Here is a 16,224-nt window from a genome sequence, read left to right as displayed (position 1 = left end):
CTTCTCTTGCGCATCCCGCCGGGAACGCCTTGCGGAAGTCTTAAACATTCAGTTCCACATACCTTTCGTCATATACAGCTTTTGCCATAATTCTTCCGCTTCTGTGCGTTTTCCCATATCCAACCCTCTTAACTTCACCGGGAAACAGATCAAAATAATTATCCTGAAAATCCCACCAATAGGCATCTCCATCTTCCTCCCCGCACAATTCCACACTTCTGGCAAACCGCTTTGCTCTGAGACAGATCTCATCTTTCTCTTTCCATATTTCAAGTCCTGACTGAGGGAATGCAAGATGCCTCTCAATATCAACAAAAGTATGGTTTTGGGCTGTCACCGTTCCCTTTGTATCAAAGAAAGTAACTTTCACGATCTTATCCCGTGTAAACTGGCCGAAAGAATCCAACCTTCCCGCATAAGCACTTTCACCCGGCTTACATATTACCGGAAATTCTTCCTTTTTCACATAACAGTTGGTCTGCATATCAAAAAGTTCCGCCGTGATCCGTCCTTTTGCAGATACCCCTGTATCATTTACAAGCCATACATGCAGATGATCCGCTGCCTCTACCTGTACACTGAGTGGTTCATACGCTCTTTTCAGATAATAGTAAGGCATTTTCTGCTCCAGATAAAAGTCCAGCACAGAACTGTATATATGGGGGAATGTAGTATTCCACTTCCATATAAAATGTCCTTTGCAAATTCTGTCTTCTGTGCCCGCTTCTGCTTTTCTTCCTCTTCTGTACCGTTCTACTGTATCTTTGATATACTGTCCCGCCGCTGCCCCATACTGATAGACCATTTCCTCGGGGCTTTCTGCCTCGTAAAACGCCTCTATGGAAGGTATCTTTTTCCAGGATTCTGCAGAGGTAATAGATTCATATTCCTTGGGCCATGGGAGGCCGCCATGTCTTTGCACAGTCGGTGTTGGAAGTGTATCCTTTTTCAGGTAACGTTTCAGGGTCTTTACACCCGGAAACGATACTCTCAGATTTTCACTGGCAAAGATAGGATGATCGCTCCCCGGCACATACCAGGAATTGGTATAACTGTGGGTGTCACCCTTTCCGGGTTCGTTGGAATAGCTGCCGAAAAACGGGGAATTCACATGGTAATACCGGTCGGGATCCAGCCTTAAGCACAGCCTTTTCAAATCATATTCAAAAAAATCTGCCATGAGATATTTCTCCTGCGGTGCTGCAAAATCACGGCTCAGATAGCATTCATTCCCTCCGCACCAGAGCAGTATGGATGGATGGTGTTTCCTGCTCCTGATCATATGTTCTGCTTCCTGCAGTATCTTTTCTCTCACATATTCCACATCCGGGTACTGAGCATGTCCGCAGAAAAATTCCTGCCACAAAAGAATACCGTTTTCATCCGCGAAGTTGTAGAGAAATTCCCCAAAAGCTGTCCCTTCCCCCCAAATGCGGAGCGTATTCACATGGGCATCCTTGGCAAGGTTCAGGAGCCGCCGGATTCTCTCTGTATCTTCACAGAGTGTATAACCCTGATCCGGTGTCAGATTGGCGCCCCATAACTTAACCGTCTTTCCGTTAACCTGGAAATCCAGCATACCCTGCACCGTGATCTTCCTAAATCCAATCTGTTTTTGACATGTGTCTATGACCTGTCCGCCCCTTATTAAATCCGCCTGCACACAATACAGATCAGGGGTTCCGTAACCGGCCGGCCACCACAGATGCACATTCTCTATCCTTGTAAAAAAGCCCTCGCCGGCGTTCTTTTCCTGTTCCCATATCCGTTCTTTGCCGTACAGGATACTTACCCTGACGCGGTCTGTAATAATGCTGTCCTCTTCTCCCGCCACTACAGGATAGACATGGAGCTTCACCGTATCAAGCGTTTCATTCAGCGCATAATCCACATCCATTTCTTCCAGCCGCAGTTTGTCAGGTATTTCATATAACACAGACTTTCCAAATACCCCAACCTTATAAAAATCCGGATCATTTCCCAAATATGTAGTAAAATCATGAAAGGTTTTTCTCAGAAAACGACAGGGTTCCACCGTTCCCTTTGCCAAAACATCCTTATACTTCTCTTCTGTTTCTTTCAGCACCTCCCCAACAGGACGGAATATAATTTCAAGTGTATTCCGTCCCGGCCTTACCAGTGCGGAAATGTCCAGTCTGCACGGCAGATAGCAGTCATTATGTCTGCCTGCCAATTCCTGATTTACCCGGATCTCCGCAAACGTATCCAGCCCTTCCAGCAGCAGAACATATTCTCCGCTCACCTTCTCCTCGGATGCATGATCCGTGCTGCACCATAAGATCCGGAAATCTGTACTGTATATCCAGGTCTTATCATTGACCCATCGGCAGTCTTCGGTCTTTCCCCACTGATAGGAATCGCTTATTTTTCCGTAATGATATAAAATATCATGGACCTGCATAGGCATGCTGGGTATTCTCATAGATTCCCTGCTTCCCTGCTCCTGAAGGAACCAATTATCTGTAAGTATTCTTTCTCTTTTCATACCGCCGCTCACCCCTTTACACTGCCGGCTACCAGTCCGCGAATCAGATGTTTGGAGCCAAAGGCAAACAGGATCAAAATGGGGATGGTACCCATGGACAGCGCCAGGATCCTTGCCGCATAATCGGTTCTGTACTCACTGCTGATCAGGGCAATGGAAAGAGGAATGGTATAATATTTCTGGTCGCTTATCATGACAAGAGGTGTCATATAATTGTTCCAGGACCATAAAAAGAACAGAAGGAATATGGTGATCAAGGCCGGTTTGATGATGGGCATGATCAGCCGGAAAAAAATACCGAATTCTTTGCATCCATCCACTCTTCCGCTCTCAATGATCTCATCCGGAACCGAACTTTCTATAAATTGGCGCATCCAGAACACACCGAAAGCATTTGCCATTCCTGATACGATCAGCGGGAACAGCGTGTTATTCATCCCAATCCATCTCATCTCCATTACAAATCCCACAAGGCCAAGCTGCTGAGGGATTGCCAGGGTCGCCACAACTACGGCGAAAAGCAGCTTCTTTCCTTTGAAATCGTATTTTGCAAAGGCATATCCCGCAAGAGCACTGACAAGCAGGCCGCCGATGGTGTTGCAGCATGCTACGATCAGGCTGTTTGCGTAATAGAGCAGGAAATTCTGCCGCATGACTGCATGAAAATTCTGAACAAAATATTTACCAAAAAACAGTTTTACACCCGTATACAAATCCTCACTGTAGTGTGTGCCCATGATGATCATCATGTAAAAAGGAAGCAGAGCACAGACTGACAGGACCAGCATAAACAGGCACATGGGTATTTTCCGTATCCAGGAAGTTTTTCTCATACTCTCAATCCTCCTTTTTCTTACCGTTAACCACACGGAATAACACAAGTGATGCCACAGCGATCACCAGAAACAGACAGTATGCCAGTGCGGAACCGTAACCGAATTCAAAGTTCTTAAAGGAACTGTCATAGAATTTCATTACAACGGTCATAACAGAGCGGTCCGGTCCTCCTGTGGGCTGCCCGGCCGAGTTAAACAAGAGCTGCGGCTCATCAAACAGTTTGAACCCGTTGATCACACTGGTAATGATAACAAAAACGAAAATAGGTTTTAGAAGCGGAATGGTGATCTTTGTAAATCTGGCCCACCAGGAAGCCCCGTCAATTTTAGCCGCCTCGTATAATTCGTCCGGAATCGTGGAGAGACCTGACAGGAACATGATCATTTTATACCCGTAATTTTTCCATATGAGCATAAAGATGACCACTGCCCGTGCTGTCCACGCGTGACCCAGCCAGTAGACAGATTCTGCACCGAACAGGTTCAAAAATGCATTGACAACTCCGCTTTTCCAGTCAAACATAAGCTGGAATATGATACCCACCGCAACGGGTGTGGTTATGTATGGCAGGAAGTTGATCAGCTGCAGCCCGTTTTGTGTTTTTTTGAAAAAGTCCTTTAAAAAGGTTGCAGTCAGGAGTCCCAGGGCAATCTGTATAGGTGTACTGATGCCCAGCAGGATCAAGGTGTTCCATAGTGACTTATAAAAATATTTATCCTGTGTAAATACCCGCACATAGTTCTTAAGCCCCACAAAAGTCATCTCTCCGATTCCGTCCCAGCTTGTAAAACTGACACCAAGAGAAAACAGAATGGGAAACAGGCCAAATGCAATGTAGAGCAGAAAATACGGCAGGATCATTGCATACGGTGCACTTTTTTTAGACATGTTAATTTTCCCCCTTTATCAGAAAAGGACCTGCTTTTCAGGCCCTTTTCCCTATACTGTAATGGTTCACAGCCTCATAGCCGCCGGCAGATCACTTCCGGCAGTCCTTTTACTTTTCCAGATCCGGCTGTTTGATGAGCAGCTCATCTGTCATGGACGTGATCAGTTCATCTGCGGTGATACTGCCGTCCACGGATGCGTTGATGGTTTTCAGGGCAAGATTGTATGCATCATTGATATCCTGGTCGTATTTGCTTGGTTCCCTTACTCCCTTTATATTTGGCAGAACCTCCTGGGCAATTGCCTGCAGTACATCCTGACCGGCAAAGTACTCGTCCTCTCTGCTGTAGAAATCTGTCTGCTCATAAACCGGTTTATAGGGTGAAAAATTACCTTTGCAGTCCCTCTGCAGAATTGCTCCCTCCTCAGAACCAAACATAAATTTCACGTATTCTGCTGCTGCCTCTTTATTTTTACCTGCCTTTGGAACACCCATTACAGTTCCTCCCCAGGGGAACGGACCTCCCGGAGGAAGCATGAAGCCCCAGCGTCCCTGTCCGTCCTTATCATTGGGTTTGATGGTAAATTCAACGGACCAGTTAGCGCATGGATAGAAAATATCATTCTCCCCGGCATAGGAAGCACCTTCCTCCGCGGAGCTGAAATCCAGCACGTCTACAATCCCGGCCTTTTTCATTTCTATGAGTTTTTCAAAAATAGGCTTCATGGATGCTTCCAGATTGATCTTATCCCCATCCACAAAAGGTTCTGTGGACTGTCCCATAAGCATCTGCCCTGCGGCTCCGATACTGGAGAGCATGAATACCTGGCCTCCTGATTTTTCCTTCACTTCTTTTCCTTTTTCAATAAAGGAATCCCAGTCTGAGAGCATTGCCTCCAGTTCCTGCGGGTCATCGGTTCCGAGATATTCTTTGGCCAGTTCACGTTTATAGGCCATGCCGGCCACGGAGGGACATTCCGGCCCCACATACTGTCCGCTCTCTGATGTCTCCAGAGGGATCAGGTAGTCCAGCACCTGACTGGTGTCAAAATTATAGGGGTCCTTTGTTATGTCTTCCCAGATATCCAGAGACAGCAGTTTTCCTCTGTAGGTAGCCTCCAGCCACGCAACATCCGGCATTTCCCCGCCGCTGGCAAGCGTGGTCTGCAGTTTCTGTGTCATATCTTTGCTTTCCACGGCAACCATATTTACCTTAATTCCGGTAGCTTCCGTAAATCCGGCATTCATCTTCTTCCCATTGTCACTGGTATCCCAGCACCAAATGGTAATTTCCCGGTCTCCCTCTTCGCTTTTGCTTTCTTCTTTTGCTCCGCTTTCTCCGCTCTTTTCATTTTCTGAAGATGTACAGCCCGCAAGAGATGTAACTGCCAACATGGATGCCATGAAAATAGTGATCATCTTTTTCTTCATTTCCTTTTCCTCCTTTATTGTTCACGCATCTTTTTTACATCCTCAGTATAACTGTATAACCCGCACATAAAAATATGGGTATCCTTGGATTTTTTATACTTTTTACACTTATTTTCTTAGTTTCTATTACTTTTACACTGTAAATCATCTGCTTTTTTGTCATTTTTTATATATTTTTTGTAATTTTATACATATATCATCACACATCTCTTTCTTCTCTTGGTTTACTGAACGCAAAGGAAATAATAGTTCCGCCTCCCGGGCGCATCTCCATTTTCAAGGGCTGCACTTCCTCATAAATCAGCTTCAGTCTTCCATTTACATTAAACATGCCGATGTGCCCCCCGGTGCGCTCGCTTTCCAGACGAAGTCTGATGCTTTCCCTCTCCTCCTCCGTACATCCTACCCCGTCATCCTCAACGATTATGTTTATCCGGTCGTCCTTTTGGGCGATCACGATTCTGAGCAGTGACGAGGTATTGCTTGGAATGATACCGTGAAAAATACTGTTTTCCACCAGGGGATAGAGAATCATCCGCGGGATCTGCCTGGACAGCAAGGTTTCGTCAATCTCCCACTTGATATTGGGAATATTTTTATAACAAATCTGCAGTACCTCCACATAGCGGCAGATATATTCCTTCTCCTCCTCAACTGATGCCATGGCTTGCAAGTCTGTGAGGAGCAGGGAACGGAGAAGCAGGATAAATGAACGGGTCAGGCGGATGATCTCCTGATAATCCTGTTTTCTGGCAAGGCAGATCACGGCATTCAGTGTGTTATAGATAAAATGTGGGTTTAACTGATAGGACAGCATTTTAAGCTGAGAGTCATATTGCTTTTTCTCACTTAACAGCAGTTTTTCTGTGTGTTCATTGATACTTTTCACCATAGAATTAAAAACATTGGCAGCCTGCTCACATTCATCCCCTGTATGGATCTCGATCCGCTCCTCACGGCTGCCTCCGGCTACGCTCTGCATCCCTCTCACAAGGGTGTCAAGAGGCGTGATGATCCTCTGCACCAGACCTGCCACCAGGCTCAGCATGACCAGAAGACTGATGACTATAATACTGATAACAATATTATTCATCTGCCGCATGGTGCCTGAAATGTCCCCTTTTGCCACCTGGTAGCAGATGTACCATCCGTGGCTTCCTATGTTGTCTTTATAATATTCTTTCTCTGAAAGTACCCCTTCCAAGCCGGAATCTACATTGCTGTAGATCACTCTGCCGCTTTGGTCATGAAGCTCCATTCCGATTTCATCTTCGTCAAATACAAGGGGTGAAATGATCTTTTCCACATCCGCCAGGATGAACAATTTACCTCTCTTCACCCCGATCTGTGACTTATCAAAAATATCATTTACATAGGCAATTGTATTTTTTTCACCGTAGGACCTGTAATAATTCACCATATGCGGCACCAGAAATTCTCCGCTTATATGGTCTGTCTGCAGCCTTTCATACAAGTCTTCCTTCATGAGCTGTTCGTACTGGTATCTGGTCTCCATTACAATACCGTCACTGTCCACAGCAAAGATATCCAGAATGATATTGTCTCTTAAGATCTGGTATTCCTTTAATTTTTTCTCCAGTGTCTGTATAACGGAATAGTATTCATAACTGCCTTCCCGGCGGTGTGTTTTCTCATCAAAGGCTTTCTGAACAGTCTCGTCAAATGTGATATTGCTTGCGTACAAACTGATCTCTTCCAGTGAATTAGATACCTGTTCCGCCATTTTTAATATCATGGACCTGTTTTTCTCAACCAGTGAAGTTTCGATCAATGGCTTCAGATACAGATATACCGCACCGCTGCACAGAACCACACAGATCATAATGGCGCTCAGCACCATGAGCAGAAGCCTTTTGTATATTTTAGACTTTTTTTGATAAAACATAACCTTTTCCCCTTTGTATTGCGCGCGTTCCTTTAATAATCCTTTGCATTGCGCGCGTCCTTTAATAATCCTTAGGATTTTTTCCGGTTTCTTTTTTAAATACTTTGCTGAAATACTGGACAGTCTGATACCCCACCATTTCACTGACTTCGTAAATCTTGTACTCTCCTGTTCTCAGCAGACGGATCGCATGGTTAATCCTCACCCTGGTCAGATAAGCGGAAAAGGTGGAACCTGTCTCTCTTTTAAAGAGCTGGGACAGATATATGGCATTCATACCCAAATCATCCGCCACATCACCCAGACTGATATCGCGGCTGTAATGCTGCTCAATGAAAGCTTTGATATAACGGACCTTTCCGGAGTATTTATGATCCGCACTGGTCTCCAGCATTCCAATGATCCCCTCATATTCTTTTATAAAGCTATAGATATCCATTTTCTGAAATTCTCTTTTGAATTTATCCAGCCGCTCTTCTATTTCCGGCTGTTCCATCACTGCACACCGGTGCATAATGAAATAGAGCAGCTTTTCGGATACTTTGCGCCAAATATAGAGATTACCGGTTCTGATCACACTCCGGCACAGGGTATTTTCAAGAGAATTTGAAAGATTTTCATAGGAATCCTTCTCAAGATTTTCTTCGATAAGTTTCATTACCTCTTTTATTTCCACCGGAAATTCCGCTTTTTCATCCTTTGGCACCTGATCCAAAATACAGATTCCTTTGTGAAAGACACGGCCTTTCATGATTTTTTCTGCTTCCTCTTTTGCGGGCAGTATATCCTTATTTTTTCTTATCATACCGCCTACGGATGCTGCCATTGACAACCCCATATGTGAAGAAAACAGGCTTTGCACCTTTGTCACAAATTCCTTTATTTGGCTATCCAGGTGCATCTCCGAGACGAAAGAGTGCACCCTGTAAAATATCAGGATCCCGCCTCCTGCATTCTTCATCACCCGGAGCTTTGAACCGGGTATCTCCGTTTCGATCAGTTCCCTTATCCCCTCCTCGTCGGGGTACATGAGAGGCTTTCCGATTTGTTCCAATAGGATCAAGACACTTTTTCCTATGCACTCTAATATGCTCTCATCGCTTTTGCTTATCTCATTTTTACCCGCCAGAATTGTTTCCAAATACTGTTTCATTCGGACTTTTCGCATATTTTCCTTTGTTTTCAATGCTTCAATACAGCCGTTCAGTTCTCGCAGAAGCACTTCCTCATCAATCTCATATTTGAGTACAAACGTTCTGACACCCATCTGAAGTGCTCTTTTGGCAAGTTCAAATTCTTCATAAGCGGTCAGAAGTATGACTTCCGCCTCTATATTTTCTTTTTTCATCTGTTCCACAAGGTCAAGGCCTGTCATGACAGGCATTTTGATATCTGTTATTACAATGTCCGGGCGATACCGTTTGGCGTATTCCAACCCTATTTTCCCGTTCCTTGCGTCGGGAAGCAGTTCAAAACCGTATCGCTCCCAGTCAATCAGGCTAATTAAGTCTTCTCTTGTCAGGTCCATGTCCTCGACTATCAATACCTTATACATTTTCTCCCTCCGCCCATAATATTATTGTCTATTATAACGCATATTCAGAAAATTCCCCTTATATTTTTCATGTGTTTTTTACAGTTATTTAAGAAAATCCATGTATTTTCTGCGCACCGCATAAAAAAAAGACAGTGCCTGTATCACACTGTCTTTTAAATCCTGATCTTTTTATTCCCGCGAGCAACGAGCCAAGCAGCCATGCTTGCATGGATATTTGGCGACTGCCGCGAGGATCAAATACCCCGCAGCTCTGCCGCGTTACAAGATTGATGCCCCGTGAACTTGCTGTGGGGTCTTTGACTTATGCTGCTCGTCTCACAGCCTGCCGAAGTGCCGGCCCCACAGCCAATGCTGCCACGATCTTAATGAGATCACCCGGTATATAAGGAATCACGCCCGCAGCCAGACCCGCACCAAATGTCAGATTCGACTGCACGCACAACCATGCGGTTCCGAATATGTATGCTACCACAGTTCCCAGTATCATTCCCGCTGCCTGCAGCACTCTTTTTCCCTGAAATCTGTCCACAAAAAATCCGGCGATCCATGCCATGAAAATAAAACCGACCAGATATCCCCCTGTAGGTCCTGCCATTTTCGCAAAACCTCCGGTGAAACCAGAGAATACCGGTAGTCCCACCATTCCAATGAGCAGATAAACCAGATAACTGACCGTTGCCGAATTGGCTCCAAGCACAAAGAGACTGAAATAAACTGCCAGGTTGGTAAAACTAATCGGCACGGGACTAAACGGCAGCGGTATGGCAAGAGGACCTAAGATGCAGGTCACCGCTGTCATAAGCGCGATCATGGTCATCTGTCTGATGCTTATTTTTTTGTTTTTATTGGGCATTGCTGTTTCCATATACTTTTCCTCCGTTAAGAAATACTTTTTTCTTCACATAGGAGAAGTATAAACAATCCGTCTTTAATTGTCAACTATTTATTATTTTTAAGTTTACATTCTTCTGTAACAGGTTTCTTCCGCACCTATCTGGCTCCCCTCTCAGCAGAGTATAAAACCTGCCTGATTTTCTGTCCTGCTGTCCGTCCCTACAAAAACCAGGAATTCTCCGGCCTCACTGACAAATTGGTGGTTCTCTGTATGGAATCTGAGCATTGGCTCCTCTATTGAGAATCTGACCGTCCTCTCTTCTCCCGGTTCCAAGGTCACTTTTTCAAATCCCTTCAGTTCTTTTACCGGACGCACAACGCTGGCTGCCACATCTCTGATATAAAACTGAACGGTCTCCGTCCCTTTGCACGTCCCCACGTTCTTCAGATTTACACTTGCCTGGATAGTTTCCCCTGCCTTAAACTTCCGTTTATCCAGTCTTATCTGTGACAGAGAAAACCTGGTATATCCGAGGCCATAGCCAAAAGGATAAAGAGGTTCATTGGGAATATCAAGATATTTAGAGCGGAAACGTTCCTGCACCCCTTTCTGATTCGGCCTTCCTGTAGAGAACTCATTGTAATGGACAGGCACCTGGCCCACGCAGTATGGAAAACTCATAGGCAGCCTGCCCGAAGGGTTTTCTTTTCCGGTCAGTACATCCACTACGGCATTTCCCCCCTCCGTTCCGGGACGCCACACCACAAGCACGGCTCTGGCCTTCTCAGTGATTTCCCTGATATCCAGAGGGCGGCCGCAGAACAGGATCACAATAATATTTTTATTCACCTCATACACTGCGCGGAAAAGCTCCATCTGCACCTCAGGGATTGATATCTGTGCACGGCTGGCAGCCTCACCGCTCTGAAGATAGTGTTCTCCCAAAGGCATAATGACTGTCTCAGCTTTTTTTGCTGCCTCCACAGCTTCCTTTCGCATTTCCTCTTCTTCTTCCCGGGTCAGCATTCCAAATTCATCCCCCGTAAATCCAGTTAGTCTCTTCTCACTCCCTTTACTATCAGTTCCCAGCACAGGAGAACCTTTTCTGTATTCCGTACGGCTGCGGTCAAAAACCTCCCGGGCAGCCGCTTCTATACTCACACAGTCTTTATCATCCCCGGTAAAAGCCCAACTGCTTTTTATCTGTCTGCTGTCTGTATATGGTCCGATGAACGCAGTACTTTTTTCCGTATTCACAGGCAGAATACCATCATTTTCAAGGAGAACAAAGGACTTTACAGCAGCCTCTCTTGCAAGCGCCCGGTGTTCCTCACACAAAAGTATCTCCTTTTCCTTCTTGGCATCTGCATCTTTGTAAGGATTTTCAAATAGTCCCAGTTTATTTTTAAGTTCTAAAATCCGCATGACAGATTGGTCGATCCGGGCTTTCTCTACCATACCTTCCTCTGACAGCTCCCTCAAATTGGCGGTATAGACATTCGTCATCATATCAATATCAACACCGGCTTGGACTGCTTTCACCGCTGCCTCCCGGCAGTCCTTGGAATTTCCGTGCGCAATCGTCTCTAAAATAGCGGAAAAGTCTGAAATCAGCACCCCGTCAAATCCCATCTCTTCCCTCAAAACATCCCGCATCAGCCATCTGTTTGTACTGGCCGGAATACCATTAATGGTATTAAATGATGTCATGACCATTGCAGCTCCCGCATCAATTCCGGCCTGATAAGCCGGAAGATAGTACTCACGGAGTGTGTGTTCAGACAGCTCCACCGTGTGATATTCTCTTCCCGCCTGGACCGCCCCGTAGGCTGCGAAATGTTTCACACAGGCTGCCACCTTATACGGCCTGCTTAAATCATCCCCCTGAAATCCTTCCACCATAGCCTTTGCAAAAAGGCTGTTGAGCCATGGATCCTCCCCGGTAGATTCCATGACCCGCCCCCACCTGGCATCCCGGACTAAATCCACCATTGGTGCAAATGTCACATGAAGACCCGCTACTGCCGCCTCTTTTGCCGCTGCCGCTGCACATCTTTTTGCAAGTTCCGGCTCAAAGGATGCTGCCTGCCCCAGTGGTATGGGAAATATGGTCTTCATGCCATGTATAATATCCATCATAAACAGCAGCGGAATGTGGTGCGGATGTTTTTCCATATAATTTTTTTGTATTTTCATCAGCTTCTCCGCTCCGCAGGTTCCCAATATGGAGCCAGCCATACTCACATCTTCCCCGGTAATCCCCAGCTGCTCATCCGGTCCCGTCAGAACACTGTCTGCATCCTGATAAAAGGCCCCTGTGAGCTGAAGCATCTGGTCAATCTTTTCCTGCAGCGTCATGCTGTCCAAAAGACTTTTCAATTTTTCTGTTTTCATATTTTTATGACTCCGTTGTCTCTGTTTTTTCTTTTATCTGCGCAAGAAGAGACGTAAATCCCCGCAGGCTGTCCTCAAGACCGTCGGTTTTATTTCTCTTTGGCCACAATTCTCTGTGCTTTTTGCATAGCGCCTCAATCTCCGCCTCCAGTCCGGTGCCGCGTTCTAGTCCATAACAAAATGCTCTGGTACGAGTGGCGGCCCGTGCCATGGCAAGTCCGTTTTTCATCTCCTCTTTTAAGAGTTCACCATCACGACATGCGGGGAGTGACTTCTCCGCCTGTTCTGTCAGAGAATCCAAGTATTCCAGAATAGCTCTCTCCTCCATCTCCCTGCGCCCTGCGTACGCCTCCTCACAGGGAAGATACACACATGGTTCCACAAAAAAGCGCATGGAATCCACCATATTTTTAATAGAAATATCAAACTGCTCCCGGCTGACACAACCGGTCTGGAGTGTCATAAATGCCAGGGTCCGGCACGGGAATAAGAACTCTTCTCTCCTGTTGTAACGACCTGCATCCAGACATATCTGCCCGAAAGTACCTGTCTCATCCATGAACACATACCGACTCAGTGCTTCCGCAAGTTCCTCCTCTTTTACAAGCTCCCTGTTCCAGGCCCCTGCAGCCCCATACAGAAATCCGGGCAGGGAAAACAGGGAATACTGGAGATGTCCGAAATCTCCCCAGTCTGTGATCATCAGTCCCCTGGCGTTATAATCATAGGCAGCAGACACTGCATTCTCGATGCATTTCATCATATTGTCGGTGATTCCGGTAAAACTGCACCAACTGTTTGTACCTGGACAAAGATAAAATTCAAGACCTGCGTCGCAAAGTCTTTCAGCTCTTTTACGCACCGGATGCTCCGTCTCATATCCCCAGTCAAGAACGATTATATCTTTCGGCAATTTTCCGGCAGCATCCTCCTCCTTGCTGAGAACATCCCCCCACATCATCATCTTATGCCCGCGCTCACGGACTTTTTCACAGAGCCGTTTTACATAGTCAAGGTATATACTTACAACACCTTCTTTTTCTGCTCTTTCTTTGTTTTTTCCATATCCCAGGTCAAATGTCTCATCTAAATCCGCATTGAACATATGTGAGCAGCAACAGGGTAACAAATCATCCAGCATTCGCTCGATCAGCTCCAGGGATTCCGGGTTCGAGGGGTCCATAGTAGTAGGCGGAAGTACGGTTCCTTTAATCTGAAGCCCTCCCGGATTCTCCGCCAGCCGCCCAAAATCTTCCGTCTCCAGCCAGGCGGTCATATGTCCCAGACAGTTCTGATTGGGAACCAGTTCTATGAAGCGCTCCGCGCAATAGGCGTCCAGTTCCTTTATTTCCGCCGGCGTCAGATAATCTTTTGCCCTTTTTTCCCAAAGCTTTTGAAAAGAAGGATAAGCAAAAGAAAAGCCCTCCACATAGAGCTGAAGCTGGTTTATCTTCAGACTTGCGAATAAATCGATGCTTGCTTTCAAACCCTCCACAGAAGGTACTTTACCCCGGGAAATATCTATCATCACAGCCCGGTCAGAAAGTCCGGGATGATCCTCTATACGGCAGCACTCTATTTTTCCCTTGCAGGAAAGCACAATCTGGCGCAGAGTCATCATGGCATAAAAGGCTCCGGCAGGTGAACCATAAGAAATCTCCATTCCCTCCTCCGCAATTTCCATAACATACTCTTCTTTCTGCATTTCCCTCTTTTCTGTAAACTTTATATTCCCTTCTGTGCCTACTATCTCCGGCCAGACAGAAGCAAGCGGTGCCAGCAGTTCCCCCGGCAGGCTTTCCCTTTGCACTGCCGCCCTGCCGGTAAAATAACCTGCCTCCTGTATATATACCTGAGGCTTTGGGATCAAACATATTTTTTTCATCTGATGCTCTCCTTTCTATTCCTCCCTTTTCCGGGCGCACTCACCCCTTTACAGCTCCCATTGCAATTCCCTTTGCGAAGTATTTCTGCAGAAACGGATACAAGATTAAAATAGGCACCATGGCAATAAACGCAATAGCCATTCTGACACTGGTGCTTGGCAGGGGGCCCATAGACATGGCTGTGGTAATTGTGGAGTTGCCGCTCTGCAGAAACTGAATGTCGCTGATCATTTTATTTAACAAATTCTGTATTCCCCACAGATCCGGATCGGATATATAATAAAGGCCATTTGTCCAGTCGTTCCAGTACCCAAGGCCTGCAAACAACCCAACCGTCACCAAAATGGGCTTTCCCAGGGGAAGCACAATTCTTGTAAATACTGTAAAATGCCCTGCTCCATCCACCTCTGCGGCTTCAAAAAGAGCTTCCGGGATATTATTGGAAAAATAAGTCCGAATCAGCAGTACATTCACAGCGCTCATCAAAAATCCGGGGACGATCATAGCAAAAATCGTATTTTTGATGTGAAAGGTGCCGGTATACATCATATAAGTGGGCACCAGACCTCCGTTAAACAGCATGGTAAAAAAAACAAAAAAGGAAAAAAAGCTACGCCCCGGCAGTTTTTTCAGAGACAGGGGATAAGCCAGCATGGATGATAAAAACACATGCAGCGCAGTTCCCACTATGGTCACGCCTATCGTTATGGCATAAGCCCTGAAAATTTTATTACTGTTAACAAAAATATACCTGTACGCCTCCAGGCTCAGTTCCTTTGGAAACAGAGTGTACCCGTCCCGTACCAAGGTCCCTTCCTTTGTTATGGATGATAGGAATAACAGGAGGAAAGGCAGTATGATCACAATTACTAGTAAAATCAAAAAAATATTAGCCAATATCTGATAAACTCTTTCGTTTTTGCTGATATGCATCTGTTCCTTCCTCCTCTTAAAATAGCGCGTCTTCTCGGCTGATCTTCCTGACTATCAGGTTTGCCGCCAGCACAACTGCAAAGCCGATCAAAGACTGATAGAATCCTGCGGCTGCCGCCATGGGGATATTACCTGAGTTCAGAAGCGCGCGGTAAACATAGGTATCCAGTGTATTCGTGGTGGAATATATCAGTCCGGAATTCTGCGGTACCTGGTAAAACAGGCTGAAATCAGAATAAAAGATCCGTCCGATATTCAGCATGGTCAGGGTAATGACACTGCTTTTGATTCCCGGAAGTGTTACATTCCTGATCTGCTGCCAGCGCCCTGCCCCGTCCAGCTTGGCGGCCTCATAGAGAGAGGGGTCTATCCCGTTAATGGAAGCTATATAAATGAGACAGTTATAGCCCATACCTTTCCAAAAATTTACCAGGATCAGAATAAAGGGCCAATACTGCGCAGAGGCATACCACTGCACAGGTTCCATACCAAGGGCAGGCAGCAGGCTTTTATTCAGAAGGCCATTCTCATTGGATAAAATAGCGAACACAATGTAAGAAACAATAACATATGACATTAAAAACGGCAGTAATATAGAACTTTGGTACAGCCGCTTTAATTTGCGGGATGCAATATCGCAGATAAGGATTGCGATAAAAATTCCCGCAGCTGTGTTGATGACAATAAAAGCCAGGTTATATAAAATAGTATTGCGGGTGATGATCCATGCGTCTTTTGTCACAAACAGATATTCAAAATTTTTCAGCAGTGGGTCTGCCCACTCACTGTTCCAGATTCCGTCCGCAAAATTCACATTTTTAAACGCGGCGATCAATCCCGCCATAGGTATGTAATTATTAATAAACAAATATGCAAGTCCGGGCAGCATCATCAGATAAAGGGGAATCCAGCGTTTCCATTTTTTGAAACAGCCTTTTCCCGTCCGATGGTGACAGACAGCAGTATTCGACATAAGAATTTCCTCCTGTAGTTCAAAGAGGCGCCGCCTTTTTCTGCGGCGCCTCAGTATTAGGTTTCCAGGTGACTGC

11 protein-coding genes are annotated in these 16,224 nt (G+C 45.8%); all 11 read right to left on the bottom strand.

The window, feature by feature from the left end:
* Positions 1-40 precede the first annotated feature (40 nt).
* The 11 genes from CI595_RS12820 to CI595_RS12770 all read right to left on the bottom strand — a co-directional run bounded on the left by CI595_RS12820 (position 41) and on the right by CI595_RS12770 (position 16,148).
* The gene (locus CI595_RS12820; protein WP_095173664.1) at positions 41-2,506 is read right to left on the bottom strand and encodes a glycoside hydrolase family 2 protein; all 2,466 of its coding nucleotides are present in this window, start codon (positions 2,504-2,506) and stop codon (positions 41-43) included.
* Between the two features lie 8 nt (positions 2,507-2,514).
* Entirely contained in the window at positions 2,515-3,339 is an 825-nt protein-coding gene (locus CI595_RS12815; protein WP_095173661.1) for a carbohydrate ABC transporter permease, read from the bottom strand.
* Positions 3,340-3,343: 4 nt separating this feature from the next.
* Entirely contained in the window at positions 3,344-4,231 is an 888-nt protein-coding gene (locus tag CI595_RS12810) for a carbohydrate ABC transporter permease (protein WP_095173658.1), read from the bottom strand.
* A 109-nt stretch (positions 4,232-4,340) separates the two neighbouring features.
* Entirely contained in the window at positions 4,341-5,663 is a 1,323-nt protein-coding gene (locus CI595_RS12805; protein WP_095173656.1) for an ABC transporter substrate-binding protein, read from the bottom strand.
* A 199-nt stretch (positions 5,664-5,862) separates the two neighbouring features.
* Complete coding sequence (locus CI595_RS12800) at positions 5,863-7,569, bottom strand: sensor histidine kinase (RefSeq protein WP_095173654.1); 1,707 nt, start codon at positions 7,567-7,569, stop codon at positions 5,863-5,865.
* Positions 7,570-7,630: 61 nt separating this feature from the next.
* A complete protein-coding gene (locus CI595_RS12795; protein WP_095173652.1) occupies positions 7,631-9,124 on the bottom strand; it encodes a response regulator transcription factor in 1,494 nt (497 codons plus the stop codon).
* A gap of 304 nt (positions 9,125-9,428) precedes the next feature.
* Positions 9,429-9,992, bottom strand: coding sequence for a biotin transporter BioY (locus CI595_RS12790; protein WP_095173650.1), 564 nt, complete (start codon positions 9,990-9,992; stop codon positions 9,429-9,431).
* 141 nt (positions 9,993-10,133) lie between these two features.
* Entirely contained in the window at positions 10,134-12,356 is a 2,223-nt protein-coding gene (gene bglX, locus CI595_RS12785; RefSeq protein WP_095173649.1) for a beta-glucosidase BglX, read from the bottom strand.
* Between the two features lie 4 nt (positions 12,357-12,360).
* Entirely contained in the window at positions 12,361-14,241 is a 1,881-nt protein-coding gene (locus CI595_RS12780) for a family 20 glycosylhydrolase (RefSeq protein ID WP_095173648.1), read from the bottom strand.
* A gap of 40 nt (positions 14,242-14,281) precedes the next feature.
* Positions 14,282-15,175, bottom strand: coding sequence for a carbohydrate ABC transporter permease (locus CI595_RS12775; protein ID WP_095173647.1), 894 nt, complete (start codon positions 15,173-15,175; stop codon positions 14,282-14,284).
* Positions 15,176-15,191: 16 nt separating this feature from the next.
* Entirely contained in the window at positions 15,192-16,148 is a 957-nt protein-coding gene (locus CI595_RS12770; RefSeq protein WP_095173646.1) for an ABC transporter permease, read from the bottom strand.
* Positions 16,149-16,224: the final 76 nt, after the last annotated feature.

Source organism: Blautia hominis (assembly GCA_002270465.1).
In the GTDB taxonomy this organism is placed as follows: Bacteria; Bacillota; Clostridia; order Lachnospirales; family Lachnospiraceae; genus Blautia; species Blautia hominis.
The sequence above is the reverse complement of the archived record's forward strand: the minus strand, read 5'-3'. Positions and strand labels throughout refer to the sequence as shown.